Consider the following 17,922-nt stretch of genomic DNA (forward strand, 5'->3'; position numbering starts at 1 on the left):
AATGACGATGCCATCTATGAGGTCTCAGAAGCGCTGAGCATGAGCATCAGCAATGCGATCAATGCCAGCATTGGCACGGCCACAGATACCGCCGTCATTACAGACAACACGGATCCAAACGGTCCTATTGGCAACACCGATGGCGACAAACCGACTGTTAGCATTACCGCAACGGACGCACAATCCGTTGAAGGCATTGATAGTGTTTTGAGCTATACGGTTGAGCAAGATAATGAAAGTAACTTTGACACCACAGTACAAGTTTCTGTTGATTCTAGCAGTGATATAGAAGCATCCGACATTGCTTCGATTACTTATACCAATTCCTCTGGTAACGTAGTGACCATCACTGGTAGTACTGCCATTCAAGCGGTACTTGATGGCACCACGGTGCTTGACGTCAAAGTACCTACAGGCAGTACAGCTGCACCTATTATCACGGTTACCACCAACAACGATGATATTTATGAAAACAGTGAACAGCTCAGCTTTGTGATCACGAGTGCTGACAATGCAGAGATTGATAGTACCGTTGCCACGGGCAGCATATTAGATGAAGACGCGGCAGATGGTACCCCTCAAGAAGGTGATAAACCTACGGCGATCGTTACTGGAGACAGTGTGACTGAGGGCAACGCTCTTGAGTTCACGGTTGATTTAAGCAATGTATCTGAGTCTGATACCACAGTAGCGCTGACGTTAGCGAATGGTACAGCGGTACTGGGTACAGATACTGGCACGCCTGTCGAAGTAAGCTTAGATGGTGGCAACACTTTCAGCACGGTTACTGTTGCTGTAGATGGCACTTTTAGTGTCGATGTTCCAGCCAATAGTACAAATGGTATTATCGTGCGTGTCCCTACGATTGATGACAATATTGATGAACCGAATGAGACTATCACGCTTACAGCAAGTGCAAGCGGACAAGTCACACCAAGTACAGCAATAGGTAACATCATTGACAACGATGACGCACCCATTATTTCGATTGATGGTGCGGTCGTAGTTAATGAAAATGTCGGTACGGTCACTTACACCGTTAGCTTAACCAACCCGTCATCAACTGCTGTGACGGTTGATTATGAGACCAATAATGGTACGGCAACGGCTGGGGCTGATTATGTTGCAAACTCAGGCACCATCACCTTTGCACCAGGTGAGGTAACCAAAACGGTTACGGTTAGCATCACTGACGATAATCTATTTGAAAACTCTGAAAACTATACAATTGCTTTATCCAACGCATCACTGAATGCCAGTATTGATAACACGCAAGCCAGTGTTACTACCGCCATTACTGACAATGATATAGCACCAACCATCACCATTGAAGATACTGACGCAGCCACAACACCACAAGATAACAGCGTGGTTGAAGGCACAGGTAACACTGTGACTGGCGCTATCAACATCACTAACCCGCAAAGTGTTACAGCTTTAACTATAAATAACACGGATGTGACCACAGCCACTACTGCTAACCCTGTCATTATCAATGGTAGCGAAGGACAACTGGTTATTACTGGTTACAACTCGGCCACAGGCGCGCTCACTTATGCATATACTGAAGATGGCAGTGCCGAAACGCATAATACCGCTGGTGACAATGTATTAGACCAGTTTACCGTCAATCTTACCAACAGTGCAGGTGGAACTTCATCTGACACGCTAGATATTCGAATCATTGATACCGCGCCTACAGCCAATCCAGATATTAATAGTCTTACTGAAGAAACAGACAAAGTAACAGGTAACGTGCTCACGGCTACTGGTGCAGCTGCAACAGATGTCGCCGACAGTTTAGCGGCAGACGCAACACTTGTTACGGCGATAGAATCAGTCACATCTACCACGGTGGCGGGTACAGTAGGTGGCAATACACAAGGCGACTATGGTGTGCTTTCGCTTAATTCTGATGGTAGCTATAGTTATGATCTCGATAACGATGCAGCACAGTATCTTGCTGTAGATGAAAGCTTAACCGAAACGTTCAACTACACCATCACAGATGCTGATGGCGATAGTAGTATGACAACGCTCACCATTACGATCAACGGTACTAATGACAGACCTGTCATCACCAACACCGCTAATGGTAATAATATTATTGAAACAGCTGCCGCAATAACCGAGCAGGCTGATGATATTGCTATTACTCGAACTGGTACCATCAGCTTTACGGATGCTGATGACAGTGATGAGCCGACGATTACTGAACTAGCTGCAGAAAACATCTACGTGTATGGTCCAAATAATTCGACCTTTACAGATATTAATCCATTGTCAGCTGCTCAGAAAGCAGCCTTATCAAGCATATTTACTGCAGAAAATGATGCAGGCAGTTTTGAGGCGGGTAACTGGAGTATTGATGCTGCTGCAACGGTTCTTGACTTCCTTCCTGAAGGAGAAACCATCACTATTCGTTACGCTGTACAAGTTAACGATAATGAAGGTGTTACTACAGCTGCTGATGGTAACGAAATCAGCACTAGTGAAATTCGCTACGTTGAAGTGACCATTATTGGTACCAATGATGGTATTGCACTCGTTAACGACACTAAAACGGTTAAGGAAGATGTCACATTAACTGGTAATATTTTCGATAATGATATCGACGATGTTGACCTCGGAGAAACGCTGACCGTAGAGAGTTATGAGGTTAATGGTACAACAGTTTCAGTCACAGCAGGAACTAATGCTGCAACGGCCGTTACAATAGATGGAAACACAATAGGTCAGCTCACAGTCAACAATGATGGTAGCTATACCTTTGTACCAACGGCAAATTATAGTGGTACTGTTCCAACCATTACCGCTAACGTATCGAACGGTTTACCAGTAGGTGATGCCAGTCGATCTGCAGATTCTGAGACTCTTGATATTACCGTTACTCCAGTTTCAGATAGGCCTACGCTGTCTAGTGTTTCAGTAACGACTAATGAAGACACAACTGTGGCACTAGGGTTAACAGCACCAATTATTTCAGACAGCGTTGATCTTACCAGTAATACAGATGATAGCTCAGAACGTATTGGATTGATCACCTTGAGGAGCGTTCCTACTGGTGTTACTTTGAACTATGGCAGCAGTAGCATTACTGCATCAGGCGGTAATATCACTATTTTGCTTAGTGATGCTAATGTCATTAGCAGTGTTGGTACACCAACCATTACCATGACTACTGCTGAGTTTGAAGCGATGACGCTAACCCCACCTACAGATAGTGCCACTAATATCTCGTTTAGAATGTCTGTTACTGAGTATGAGGTCGATAGTACGGGTGCTATCGTCTCAGGGGTAGCAGGGGTTACTGCCAATATGACCATTAGTGTCAACGTACAAGCAGTAACCGATAGCAGTAACAATAATGGCACTGGCGATGATGTCAGTACCTTTGGCTATACGACAGTGGTAGGTGATACCGGGGTTGTGGCTGGTAGTGCTTATACTATTAGTGCTAAAGAAGGCGAGTATATTAACTTGCCAATCACTACTGCATTTGGCGATTTGGTGTCAGCAGGTAATAGTAGTACAGAAACCTATGGATTCGTTATTAGCGGCTTACAGCCAGATGCTGTTGTCTCATTCACACCTGCTGGTAGCAGTACGGCGACTGAGTATACTGTTGATAGTAATGGTCAGGTATTACTTGGTTTGGATTCTGCGTCACCTACCTCTACTACGTTGGCTGTGAGTGGTAGCTCAGAACCTAAGATTAGTATTAAGTCAGCTGACTATAACTCACAAGATATGGATAGTATTACTGTATCTCTATATACCCAAGACCACGATGCTGATTCGACCCCAGCAAACAAAACGGTTGAGATAATCAGTACTGTTACGGTTGATATGACCGTGACGCCAGTTGCTGGAGTAGTAGCAGCGAATAATGTTAGCACCACTGAAGATACTTCGTTTTCGCTTGCCGAATTTAATTTCCGAGTTGGTGATGACCAGTCAGGTAATGCAGTGCCAGAAATTGTTACTGAAATCAAGTTTGAATTACCAGCAGGTTGGACCTATACCGATACTGATGGTATAGCGGTGGAGGCTGGTAATATTATTACCATTAATATGACTAACTCCCCTGATTTGAGTGGATTTTTACTCACACCAACTGCTCAATCGTCAACCGATACTGACATCACTTTTGATTTGGTTAGTACGGATCTTGATGATGATAACGATCTCAATGTCGATATTGCCACAACAACATTGACCAAAACGGTCACCATTACACCTGTTGCTGAAGTTGTCGGTAGCGATATGGATGGTGATAGCACAATTGACCTAACCATCAATCCGGACCATGTATACACAACAGCGGCGCAAGAAGATGCGGCCTTTAACTTGGGTACTGATGGTGCGTTTAACCTAATAGATGGCTGGTCTAATCAAGATGATTCAATCGATTTTGGAACAGAAAGCCATACCACTGATGCTAATGATTCTGAGCAGACAGAAGCTCACCTGACGTTTGGTAATAAAGATGGCAGTACTTTTACTGCTATTGAAGGAGCTGTATTTACTTATATTGATAGTGCAGGTGTTACGGTTAGTCTGACTGATAGCGGTAGTGGTGTGGATATTCCAGCGGCTTACCTCAATAGCGTAACGGTTACACCGCCTGATGATTATAGCGAATACAATGTTGCGTCCTCTGCTACTACAGCGGTTAAGGTAGAAGCTGTTACTACTGATTATGATGAAGATACCGGTAGTAGTGTGACAGCAACCAGTGGCGAGAGCTATCTGACCTTTGTGGTTGAAGGAGTAGCCGATACCGTTTCGTTGGGTGTTGATCCTGCGACAGGTTTTGAAGATCAGGCACTAGCCGGCGGTAATATGCGTGATGGTACAGTAGCAGCCACGGTTATTCCTACTAATGGCATTGCACTAAATATTCGCCCAAGCTCGCGTGATAACGATGGTTCTGAGGTTTATAACGTAACCATCACAGATATTCCATCAGGCGCGCAGCTGTATGTCGATGACGGTGGCACCATAACGCTGTTAGATACCAGTAGTGGTTCAGTGACAATATCAGATTATACCAATGTGGTAGACAACCTATACTTTGTCTCAGCTGAAAACTTTGGCGGTACTGTCAACCTGAAAGTATCTGCAGTGAGTGTAGAGAGTGATGGTGATGTTAGCGCATCTAGTGCGGTACTGAACTTACCTATTCGTGTTTACGGTCAAGCTGATCTTATTTTAAACGATGATTTGGCAACCGTTGACGTTAATGGTACAGCCTACACGTATGCTATCGCAGAAGACGTACTAGATACCAGTAACCTTATAGCGTTATCAGAGTTTTTCTCTGATGCTTCTGCGATTACGCCGTATGACGTGGATATTCCAGCGACAGAGCAAGTCACTTATAAAGTGACAGGTGTTCCGGTTGGGTTTGATATAACAGGCGCAGTTTTCTTAGGTGGTAGTGGTGAGACTCGTAGCTGGTCTGTGTCTTTAGAGGCTTTACAGGATGGTACAGCTCAACTGGTCACTCCGGATAACTTTGCTGGTGAGATCGACTTTACGATTACTGGTACAACGACTGAAGTTGTCTCTGGTAATAGTGCCACGCATGATACTCAAAGCATATCCATCGTGGTTACGCCTGATGCAGCCGATGGTGTGGTCAATGATCCGCAAGTGCTAGCAGTCGAAGATACCTGGACGACTGTCAACTTCCTCGCTGCTTTCACCAGTAGTGATACCACAGACTCAGCCGATAGTGCTATTGGTTATGAAGCACTAGAAACCATCATACTAGATGCTAAGGTTTTAATAGATGCAGACATCGCGTTGCGCGTGGATGGTACGGAAGTAGTACTAGTGGCAGGTGAGACCTATACTTATACCCCAGATCAAACTATCGAAATTATGTACGATGATGACAAGCGTCACAGTGATGATGATGTCACGATACCGTTTGATTATACGTATACCGATACGGCATTACTAACCGATAACTCGACGATTAGTAGCACGTCGATAACGGGCAGTGCCAATATCGATGTTACTTTCCAAGCAGTGACGGATGCGCCTAATATTGAATTAGATGTAACTGACAACACCATCGTTATTAGTAGTGCTAATGATAACAATAGTGCCAGTGTGATTGTTTCATTGTCGTCAGATGATCAAGATGACTCAGAGTCATTTACGCGCTTGGAAATAACAGATGTGCCTGCTGGTATTATCGTAGAGGGTGGTATCTTATCAGGTGGTACGTGGTATGTGGATGTACCAGATACAGCGATCACTGATACCGCATCAACTTATACGCTTGTACTCACCCGTGATCCAAATACCGCCGATACTCTTATAGGTGATATCACAGTTACCGTTACTGGTATTACTCAAGATATTAACGGTGAAGGCTTAAACGGTAGTGAAGCACGTGTATCTGATACCTTTATTATCAATTTATCGAGAGATGGCACAGGTGGAAATCCGGACAATCCTAAGTTGATTGCAACACTTGCGACTAAACCGCCACTGTCTCAGACAGAAGATGGCGCTTTTAAGTTGTCTGATGTGATAAATGCAGAATTAGAGACGGGCACAGCGAGCACTGTCAGCTCTTACACTTTCTCATTAACGGATTTACCAGAAGGCGTCCTATTAGACAGTACCAATTCTGCGGTCACTGTACAACTGGTTGGTGGGATATGGCTGGTCAGTGTTGACAACGCCAATGGTCTAACACCTAATGAAGCGCTCGCTGCTGTGACGTTGACACCACCTGAAGATTTCAGTACCAATGATACTTCAGACACCAGTCAAAATCTGAATTTTGGTGTGGAATTTACAGCGCTAAACAATGTAGGGCTAGAAACCAGCAAAGATATTGATGTCAGTGTCGAAATAAAGCCCGACACTGATCCGATGAATAACGATGGTGAAACCACTATCCTGGCTACTAATGAGGATACTAATGTTGCTATTACTATTGACTTGACCAATGATGCCGATGGTGACTATGTTTCTATCGTCGATGGTAAACTTTATTTGCAACTCGATGAGACTGGCCTAACCAATGTTAATAGCACCACTGGTGTATTGACTGACAGTACTGGCACGGCATTAGTTGCCGTTACTTTAGCAGATGGAGAGGTAGGTAGTATTCCAGCTGGTACGTATTACGTGGTCGATGTTGCAGACACTGATGCAGCTATCGATGGTGTGAATCCTGCTGATAGCATTACGGTGAACTATACACCTGCTGCCAATGAAGATGGTACTGCCATTATTAATGTTTATGCAGCACATACAGAGGTCAATACTATTAGTGGTCATGATAGCGGCACACTAACGTATGAGCACAGCTATAATATTTCGGTAGCTGCGCAGCCTGACAACTTGATCATTGCTTATGACGGTGTAGATGCAATAGCAACTGGTGATGAAGATACCAAAATTGCGATAGACTATACAATAAATGCGGTTGATGAAAATGATACGGCTGCTGCGATTACGATTGATGAAGTACCTAATGGTTATTTGGTATATTACACCAATACATCCGGCGACGTTGTGTTAGCCAGTAATAATGGTGATTCAGATGGCAATGGCAATAACTCTTGGTCAATTGATACCAGTAAACTTGAAAACGTTAACAGTGGCGCTGCAGGAGAAACGGATAATATCTTTATTTTACCTCCTGAAGATGTGAGCGGTGTCGTTACTGGTATTGAGCTGACAGTGATCAATAATAGTGGCATGGCCAGTGATCCGCTGATTATAGATCTTGATGTGACGCCTGTTGCTGACGATATCACATTTAATCCATCTACTTTACTGGGGTCACAAGGACAATGGACCACACTAAACCTGAATGCCGACATGGTAGATGTGGATGGTAGTGAAACGGTTAGTATTATCGTTTCTGGTGCTAGCCTGTATGGTGATGTACTAGAACTCACGACCAGCGATGGCACTGCGCTTGATGTAACATGGACGGCGCCTAGTGGGACAGAGCCAGGATTTTATGTGATATCAGGCGTTCCATATACAAGCGTCAATAGCTTACGTGTGAGGTCAGCGACCTCTTATATTGGGTCTTTGGATATCACCTTGCAAACAGTCGAAACTGCGAATGGTGATACTTTCACTACAGCAACAGGTACGATCCAGATTGATGTAAAACCGACGTTAGTCTTCAATGGCACCACCGAAGATGATGTATTGATTTCAGTCAATCAAACGGCAGCGCTCAAATATTCTGGTGGTGCTGGCAATGACACCTTTATCGGTGGTAGCGGTAAAGATACTCTAAATGGCGATGCCGGAGATGATACCTTGACGGGTAACGCCGGTAACGACACGATTACTGGTGGCGGTGGTAATGACACTATTAGTGGCGGCACAGGTAACGATACCCTCAACGGTGGTGCTGGTGTGGATACTATTGACGGCGGCGCGGGTAATGATACTATTAATGGCGGTGCAGGTGATGATGTTATTAATGGTGGTGAAGGGAATGATACGATCAGTGGCGGTGCAGATGCTGATACGATAGATGGCGGTGCGGGTAATGACACCATCGTGTTTGATGCTGCTGACCTACTCATCAATGGTAGCGATGGCAGTGACACACTCCTGATTACTGATACTAGTATAAATTTTGGTAGCTTTGACTCATCAGTGCTTGATAACTTTGAAGTTCTCGATATAACAGGCAATGGCGCGCAATCATTGACCAATCTGAGCACTAGTGATGTCATTAACGTGACCGATAGCAATAATCAGCTATTCGTCAGTGGTGATAATAACGATCAAGTATCACTAACATCGGAGTTTGTGAAGCAGCAAACGTCAGATCAAGCCGGATATAACCTGTATCAAAGTACGACGGACTCAAGCGTTGCACTATATATTGATACAGATATCACTACGACGGTAATCTAGTTGCACTGATTAACAGGCACTTGCTTTAATATCTATTCGTTAACTAAATGTAAAAAAGCCATAATTCATTATGGCTTTTTTATTATGTCGTGTTTGATATCGTTGGTTAGAGGGAGTCTGGACTAGATATACGGCAACTGATTACAAGTGATATATTAGTGTGATTTGCGAGGCGAGTTTAACACCGCAGTGGTTTTATTGTGGACAGGCTATATCCATTATTACTTAGTAATCGGTTTGATAGGCGTAATAGGATAGTCACCATTGGACGGTGGGGATGTGGTATCTGTTTTACTCTGAGGTCGTTGCTCAGAGTTTACGGCCGCTGGCTTTGGTACAGAATTGGGTATCGGCTGCGAGCCTAACGTATTTGTTCGCTGTTGTTCGATTTGCTGTTGATTGCGTTTTTTGACTTCGTCAATGAGTTTGGCCATTTGCTCGCTGTCTTTATCGATCTCTGTATCTAACGATTCATACTCCTTGGTTTTTTTGAGTGTGTATTCAGGTGTGCTGTCTTGATTGTCTATGGTGGATTTTAGGCGAGTTTGATTCTCGTCAGAGAGTACTGGTTCTGCTCTCAAGTTGTCATTAGTTTTTGGTGTATTATTTTGAGTCGATGATTGTTTTTTTATAGCAGCCGTGTTTTTAGTAGCGACATTATTGTTGGTGACGGCTGCCGTTTTAGCATTGTCAGATGATACTTGTTTTGATATTGCTCCAGATTGTGTCGTTGCTTTTTCCTTAGTATCGGCTGTTACTGTTTCATCAGATGCTGATAAGGGTGGTTTTTCGATTGTTTCTACGATAGATAGCGACTCTGAAGACTCAAGTACAGATGTTGAGTCAGTCGATTTTGAGGTGTTGTCATCAAAAACAGTGAAGTAGATGATGATAGCTATCAAAATGTGTAGCAGCACAGCTAGCACAATGGCGAGCATTGATTTGTCTTTTGGTTTGGTAGGCGGGGTAGGTGATGGCAAGCGTTGTGTCATGGTTTTTGATCCCCACATTGAAACTAAATATTGGATATTAGTTAATTTTTTCTAAAGTATTATTGTCAGATTTTTTTAAAATTATAGATACTATAGAGACGTGTTCAATAAATATGATGGTTTAGTTATCTATAGACATGGTATAAACTACAGCGTAGTGATAGCAATAATACTTAGCAAATAATGACAGACTTCCGCTTGTAAAGCATTGCAATTCTTTATTTTATTAAAGTAGGACTGAGCCAAACTAAATGAAAGTTTATTATTACGACCCATTGAAAAGAGGGCTGCCCCATATGGTAGTTGTGGCAATACGTAGGTACTATGGCGTGGCATTCAGTCTGTTGCTAATGTCGCTATCGAGTACAGCATTCGCAGAATCTGATGGTTACATGAATACGCTTATTAGCCAAGCCATCCAGACCCACCCTTTAGTTGGTTCAGCACGTGCAGAGCAACAAGCAACCACAGAGAGTATACGCGCAGCGAAGCTCAATATGTTGCCCGAGCCCAGCGTTTCATCAGGTTATGATAACGATGATGGCCAGATATCGCAGTTACAAATACGCCAGTCATTATGGACAGGCGGTAAGCTGACTGCTGATATTAACCAAGCGATATTTGATGACAAGGCGGCAACAGAAACGGTCTACGAAAAACAAAACGAAGTCGCCAAAACCACGATTGAGGCATGGCAAAGCTATATGACAGCTGTCTCTCAACAGCAGGTCTATTATGACAATCTGCAGTTGTTGGCAGAGTTTGAGGAAATGATGAAACGCCGTGTGAGTCAAGGTGTTTCAGCCCGTATCGACATGGATTTGGTGGCTAACCGTATTTTACAGGAGCAGAACTCCTATCAAGGTACGGTTGAGCAGCAGCGTATTGCCATCGCGAGATTACAGCAAATTACAGGTCGTAGAATATCAACTACCGACTTGCCCGCACAGAATTTAACTGAGCTCGTTGGCCGTGCTAAGAGCTATTCGCAAGATTTTGAAAAAATGGCCTTCGATCAAGCCAGCTTTTATAATCCTACGGTCGTCAAAGAACAGTATCAAGTCGAGGCTGCCAAGCAAGGTGTCAAGTCACAGCAGTCCTCTAGCTATCCGACCTTATATGCGCAATATGCGTATGACTATTATCACGAGGATAACAACAATAGTGAAGGTGAATTCTCAGTGGGGCTTAGCTACAATCCTGGTGCAGGGTTTTCCAGCTTAGCACTAGCAAGAGCCTCAGCCTCTCGGGTGAATAGCTTAGAGCAGTCAAAAGAGGCGTCAAGGCGACTTGTGCTCGAAACCATACAGACACAATATCAGCAATTTGCCAGTGCAAAAGATCAAGAGCGTTCGTTGATTGCAGCCGTTGCAGGCGCGCAGATTGTTGTCAGCTCTTATCGTCGTCAGTTCATTGCGGGTCGAAAATCTTGGCTAGAAGTCCTCAACGCGGTACGTGAGCATTCGCAATATCAAGCACAGCTGGTTGAGATTCAAACCTCTATTATCGCCGCTTATTATAAGCTACAAGTTGATTTTGGTCTGATGTCTTGGCAACAGTATGGTAAAAGCCGTGAGTCACAATCGCTATATAGACCTCTAGATCCTGTCAAAAATTGGCTGAAGAGTCAGGAGAGTACAACGCAGAGGACAGAGAACTCCGCCATACAGCCTATCATTATGAAAGATAAAGACATGGTGACGTATCCTATGAACGATTCTTATGATGCCTATGATTATCCTAGTAGTATCGCTAGTGACACAGGACTGCTAACAGATATTCCATAAACGGCTGGCAAGCCACTTATTCATAAGCAGTCATAAACAATCATTTTTACGCATTTATTTTTATGTATTGTTTCATTATTTATTATTAGTTTAATCCATGGGATATATTTATCATGAGCACACCGGTTCCAGCCTCTAATGACAAAACATCGGATAGTGAGCTGATGGCAGATGCTACAACACAACTATCGATAACAACGCCCAATGATCCTCTAGATACACATGCATTATCATTGGCAGACGCATTACGTACCTTGCTAACAGAGCAAGGCTATCCTATCGATAATGTCAGATTGCAGGGTGTTATCTATCAGCAGCCAAGTATATCAACGCTTTCAGATATTATCCAAGTATTAGGACAGTTAGGTATTGAGCAATTACCTGAGTCTCTACCCGTACCCGACGCCGCATTTTTGCCACTATTGGCCCTGCATCCTACACAAGGTTGGGGTATCATTCAGCAACTTAATCCGCAAGGAAAATGGGATTTTAAGCAGTTTGATAATGTTACCGCACATGCAGGGACTGATTTTGTGCATTCGTTGCGGGTTCGTTTAGAGGAAGAGCCTAGCAAACGCAAACAATCCTCATTTGATCAGCTACTCAAAAAAGACCTCAAAAACTATCGCGGTATCATCGTCGAAGCAGTGGTCGCCTCATTTTTGATCAATATGCTGGCGCTCGCTGTGTCGCTGTTTTCCATGCAGGTCTATGACCGAGTGATTCCGACGCGTAGTGAGTACACCCTAATTATCTTGGCAAGCGGTGTAGGACTGGTCATCTTATTCGAAACGTTTATGAAGTTTGCACGCTCAAAAATTATGGATAAAGTGGTGGTCAATCTTGATCAGTACCTATCACGTGAGGTGTTTCAACGCTTATTAAATGTACGTATTGATCAGATGCCAGGATCGGTCGGCTCGATGGCGGCGCAGCTTCGTGGCTACGAACAAGTCCGAGGGTTTTATACCGCCAGTACTTTGTTTGGTCTCGTTGATATACCGATGTCCATTATTTTTGTGTCTTTGATTGTCGTGATCGGTAATCCGTTAGTGGCTCTGGTGCCTATCATAGCGGCAATAATAGCCATTATATTGGGTTTGAGTGCCCGCAAAAAAATCGACAGTATCGCATCGATTGGTGCATCAGCTTCTTATCGTAAGACAGGTATTTTGGTTGAGACGGTAGAGGGTGTTGAGACCATTAAGGCAGGCGCAGGTAATTGGAAGTTTCTGTCGCGCTGGCTAGATGTGATGAATATCACGACCAAAAACGATCTAGATATGAAGCATGCTAACGATAATCTCAGTTATTTATCGCAGATGATTCAGCAGACCAGTTATGTCGGCATTGTCATTGTTGGCTCATTTGTGGTGATGTCTGGTGACATGACGATGGGTGGCTTGATAGCGTGTTCTATTTTAGGCGGGCGTATTTTAGCACCGGTCATGAGCATCCCAGGATTGTTAGTGCAAGCTTCACATGCTAAAGCAGCTAAGCTTAATATTGAGCAGCTGTTTTCACTGCAGCAGGACAACCATGGTGTCAGTCATCCACTATCACCTAGCCGGATTGCTGGTAACTTTATTCTAGATAAAGTCACCTTTAACTATCAAAATAATGACCAACCAGCACTGGCTATCAATAAGCTTAATGTAAAAGCAGGCGAGCGAATTGCGGTACTGGGGCCAATTGGTTCTGGTAAATCAACGCTGCTCAAAGTGCTATCAGGGTTATATGCGCCAACGCAAGGTCGTATATTGTTAGATGGTCTGGATATCCAACAGATTAGTCGTGAGTCAATGAGTGAGCAGCTCGGTTATCTACAACAAGACCACAGGCTATTTGAAGGCACATTGCGCGAAAACCTGTTGATTGGACTGCCTGCGCCTAGCGATGATGTCATGCGTGATGCTCTTATCAAGACGGGTTTAATAAAACTTGTGGCTAGTCACTCTAGTGGTTTGGATTTACCGATTAGTGAAGGTGGCAAAGGACTATCAGGTGGGCAAAAGCAATTGGTTGCCTTTACTCGTCTGCTATTAACCAAGCCTTCTATACTACTCATGGATGAACCAACAGCATCGATGGACAATCGCCAAGAGTTGCAGTGTATTGATGTCCTCAGAAAAGAGTTTGGAGATGAGCAGACTTTGATTGTTGCTACACATAAAATGCCGCTTTTGCAGTTGGTTGATCGCATCATTATTATGGATAATCAGCAAATCGTTATGGATGGCCCCAAAGCGCAAGTGTTAGAAAAATTACAAGGCAACGATACACAGCAAAAAGCAAATCAAACCTCCATTAAAGTCAGTAAACCTAAAGTGACAGTCATTAGTAATAAAAAGACGTCAGCGAACGGTAATGACAATAGCGATAACAGCGACAATCTAGGAAACGACCATGAATAACTATCAGCATAAAACTCATGATCCGAAAGTTGGGCGCACACGCATTATTATTTGGGGCGCTTTACTCGGAATTTTGGTGTTGATTGTCTGGGCATATTTTGCCCAAATTGATCAAGTAACCAGAGCTTCTGCTACGGTCATTGCTAGCGCTCGTACGCAAGACATTCAAGCAGCTGAAGGTGGCGTGCTAACTGACATATTAGTCAAAGAAGGCGAAGAAGTTGAGAAAGGTCAGCTGCTAGTCAGACTAGAAGAAGAGCGCGCACAAGCAGCAGTGGCCAACTCAGGATCAAAAATCGCTGCATTAAAAGCGAAAATAGCACGATTAGAAGCTGAAATATTTGAACGACCACTGGTTTTTCCAGAGGGTATCAAAAATTATAGCGAATATATCGAAAACCAAACGCAGCTATATAATCGTCGTCGCCAAGCGATCGATCAAGATGTTAACTCACTACAGAGAATGATGGTACTGGCACAACAAGAACTGAGTATGAATGAGCCACTATTAACCTATGGTGATGTCAGTCAAGCCGATGTGATTAAGTTGCGCCGGCAAGTTGCTGAGATTCAGGCGCAGATTACCAACAAGCGTAACAAGTACTTTGAAGAAGCGCAGTCAGAGATGACTAAGTCGCAAGAAGAGCTAGATGTTGAGCTTGAGCAGTTGCGCGATCATTCACAAGTGCTAGAAGAGAAAAACCTATTCGCTCCTACAGATGGTAAGGTCAATAACATTCTTATTACCACTATTGGTGGTGTTGTGAAGCCCGGTGAGATTATCATGGAGATACTACCAACCAGTAGTGATCTTATCGTTGAGGCGAAGGTCAGTCCGGCAGACATTGCTTATGTTAAAGAGCAACAGGCTGCTAGTGTCAAGTTAGATGCTTATGACTATTCTATCTTTGGTGCAATGAATGGTAATGTGATCTATATCAGTCCTGATACTCTAATGGAGCAGACGCCTAAAGGGGAAGAGCCTTATTATCGCGTGCAGATAAAAATCACAGGTGCTGAGTTTGCCGGTCGCCGTGAAGAGATTGTGATTAAACCAGGTATGACGGCTTCCGTTGATATCAAAGCGCAAGAGCGCTCTGTATTGTCTTATCTGACCAAACCTATTACCAAGACGTTCTCAGAGGGCTTAGGCGAGCGTTAAGAGCCTTTATAGATAAATCTCAATCTAATAAAGTACTTGTCTCATCTAAAAGCTACGATACCAACGTGTATCGTAGCTTTTTTTTGTATTCAAAACTTCCCAAGACATCTTTATTTTTTAATATTGCTAATTGCTAATTGCTAATTGATAATGAAAAGAAATGTAATAATTAATCCTATGCCAGATGTTGTCTTTATTGCAGCTCTATTATATATTTATATAGAAACTGTTTATTTATGATTTATTTATATTTGAATATATCTATTGCTAATAGAAATTAACATTTAATGTAATATTTTGTTAATTAATTTTATGTATAAGAATGATTGTTCTAAAAATATTTCGCATTATTTTATAATCCTATTTGATGGATATAATAATGATATTTATTCTCATTAAAAAATGTATATTTAGTAATTTCTATTTAATAAGGAGAGAATGCTATGGAAAGAAGAACAATATTATTATCGGTTGCATTCTTTGTAACTCTCGGCCTAACAGGCTGTCAGACCATAAAAGAAAATCAGAAATCAATGATCTCTAATAGTAAGATCAAAACCAATTTAAAAACCCCTTACCAATTATTTCAAGTAATGCCTGATGATTCCTTAAAAGAAATGGAAAGTAGAATCGTCTTTTTCCGCAATGCAAAGAATAACGACCCATTAAGCAATATCAATCCAAGTAATATAAATATAAGCATGGGACCTAATAAGGTATTTCAAGTGAGCCTGACAAACGGACACTATTCAGATCTTAGGGTATGCAACGGTTTGCAGCTTATTAATGCCAAAGTGTTAAATGAACAAACTGGCAAAATCACTGCTTACTCTAAACAGTATCAACTTGATCCCCAAACGACAACTTATCTACAAGTTGCTGCGTCAAAAGAGAGTGGTCCTATCATCCATAAAATTCCAACTGATGAAGCATTGTTACTTTTGAAGAAGAGTACTCGTCAAACCCATCAGATTAGCCGAGTGTTATCAGACTGTAATATTTAGAATTTAGCACCGATAAAAATACATTTAGCTGTTTGTTGAAAGTAAACAAACAAATAAAAAATAATTATAATTTACATTTTTTTAAAACCATTTTTCTGTAGTGGATTTATATGGAATAGAAGCTGCTTTATAGATATAAGGCAGAAAATAGATACATTAAAAAATACATAGCGCTGTTTGTATATTTGAAAAAACGAATAAATAGAAAATCGCGATTTTATATTGATATTTCTTTGACTTAGAATTAATTAAGGATGATGTTATGAATATGATAGTTGTCAAAGTAAGTGACCAAATACAAACCATTTCTGAGCACAAAGTTATTACGCAGGACGGCAAAACTACAATAATAAAAGCCACCGATAAAGTGAACTACGAACTTCTTGACGAATCAACGGGGTATGCCCCACATGATGTTGTGACTAAGCGAGTAAATAACGATCTTCACGTTTCTTTTGAAGAAAATAGCGAAAACGCCGACCTTATCATGGAAGGGTTTTATGATGATATTGATAGTGCGCTTATGGGTATCGCTGAAGATGGTAATTACTACTATTACGTCCCCAATACTGGTGCAGTAGCAGATTTCGTCACTGAATTGCAATTGGGTGAAGTACAGGGTCAAGCGTTGGGTGGTGAGGGATATGCTACGCCTTGGTGGGTAGGTGCGACAGAATTTGAAGGTTTTGGTGCATTACCATGGCTAGCTGGATTGGCGGGTCTTGGATTAGCAGGCGCAGCACTTTCTGGTGGCGGTTCTGGCGGCGATTCTAGTACTGGCGACACCACCGCACCAGCTGCCCCAATCATTGATGCGATCACAGGCGACGATATTGTTAATGGCACTGAAGCTGCTGCAGGATTTACCATCACAGGTACTGGTACAGCAGGTGACACCATCACCTTAACCAATGAAGCAGGCGATCCGATAGGGTCGCCAGTGACCGTTGGTACAGATGGCACGTGGAGTGTGGCTGTGACTCAAGCAGACGTCACTGCAATGGGTGAAGGCGCAGAGCAACTAACCGTGACTGCAACCGATCCTGCTGGTAACGTTAGTCCCCCTGCGATCAAAGACATCAGTGTGGATACTGTGGCGCCAGATGCACCAACTATTGAAATTAATGAAAATGGTACTGAGATTGTTGGTATAGGCGAACCTAATTCAACTATTACAATCGATACTAATGGTGATGGTGTACCTGATTACACTGCTGAAGTAGACAACAATGGTGACTATGTCATTGATACTAGCGAAACACCATTAATTGATGGCGAAACAGTAACAGCAACGGTTATTGATTCTGCAGGTAATGAGAGTGATTCAATTAGCATAACTGCACCAGAAATAGATGACGCCGATGCTGACGCCGATGCTGACGCTGATGCCGATGCTGATGCCGATGCTGATGCCGATGCTGATGCCGATGCTGATGCCGATGCTGATGCCGATGCTGATGCTGATGCTGATGCTGATGCTGATGCTGATGCTGATGCTGATGCCGATGCTGATGCCGATGCTGATGCCGATGCTGATGCTGATGCCGATGCCGATGCCGATGCTGATGCCGATGCTGACGCCGATGCTGACGCTGATGCCGATGCTGATGCCGATGCTGATGCCGATGCTGATGCCGATGCTGA

7 protein-coding genes are annotated in these 17,922 nt (G+C 43.0%); 6 read left to right on the forward strand and 1 reads right to left on the reverse strand.

Annotated elements, in window-relative coordinates; genetic code table 11:
• Nucleotides 1-39 precede the first annotated feature (39 nt).
• A complete protein-coding gene (locus tag AAEY75_RS13920) occupies nt 40-8,919 on the forward strand; it encodes a beta strand repeat-containing protein (protein ID WP_352259882.1) in 8,880 nt (2,959 codons plus the stop codon).
• Nucleotides 8,920-9,140: 221 nt separating this feature from the next.
• Here the strand turns inward: AAEY75_RS13920 and AAEY75_RS13925 are convergent, their stop codons facing one another.
• Entirely contained in the window at nt 9,141-9,911 is a 771-nt protein-coding gene (locus AAEY75_RS13925) for a hypothetical protein (RefSeq protein ID WP_352259883.1), read from the reverse strand.
• 296 nt (nt 9,912-10,207) lie between these two features.
• Here AAEY75_RS13925 and AAEY75_RS13930 point away from each other — a divergent pair, with 296 nt between their 5' ends.
• From AAEY75_RS13930 to AAEY75_RS13950, 5 genes are all read left to right on the forward strand, one after another.
• A complete protein-coding gene (locus tag AAEY75_RS13930; protein ID WP_352259884.1) occupies nt 10,208-11,698 on the forward strand; it encodes a TolC family protein in 1,491 nt (496 codons plus the stop codon).
• A gap of 113 nt (nt 11,699-11,811) precedes the next feature.
• Nucleotides 11,812-14,112, forward strand: a complete 2,301-nt coding sequence (locus AAEY75_RS13935; RefSeq protein WP_352259885.1) for a type I secretion system permease/ATPase — start codon at nt 11,812-11,814, stop codon at nt 14,110-14,112.
• Entirely contained in the window at nt 14,105-15,274 is a 1,170-nt protein-coding gene (locus AAEY75_RS13940) for a beta-barrel domain-containing protein (protein WP_352259886.1), read from the forward strand. The genes AAEY75_RS13935 and AAEY75_RS13940 overlap by 8 nt, the downstream gene beginning before the upstream one ends.
• Before the next feature lie 443 nt (nt 15,275-15,717).
• Nucleotides 15,718-16,278: a hypothetical protein gene (locus tag AAEY75_RS13945; protein WP_197218601.1), complete on the forward strand. Its 561-nt coding sequence runs from the start codon at nt 15,718-15,720 to the stop codon at nt 16,276-16,278.
• A 262-nt stretch (nt 16,279-16,540) separates the two neighbouring features.
• Nucleotides 16,541-17,922: Ig-like domain-containing protein (locus AAEY75_RS13950; protein WP_352259887.1), on the forward strand; the 1,382-nt coding region annotated here is incomplete at its 3' end.

The organism is Psychrobacter sp. TB55-MNA-CIBAN-0194 (assembly GCF_040309505.1).
Taxonomy (GTDB): Bacteria; Pseudomonadota; Gammaproteobacteria; order Pseudomonadales; family Moraxellaceae; genus Psychrobacter; species Psychrobacter fozii.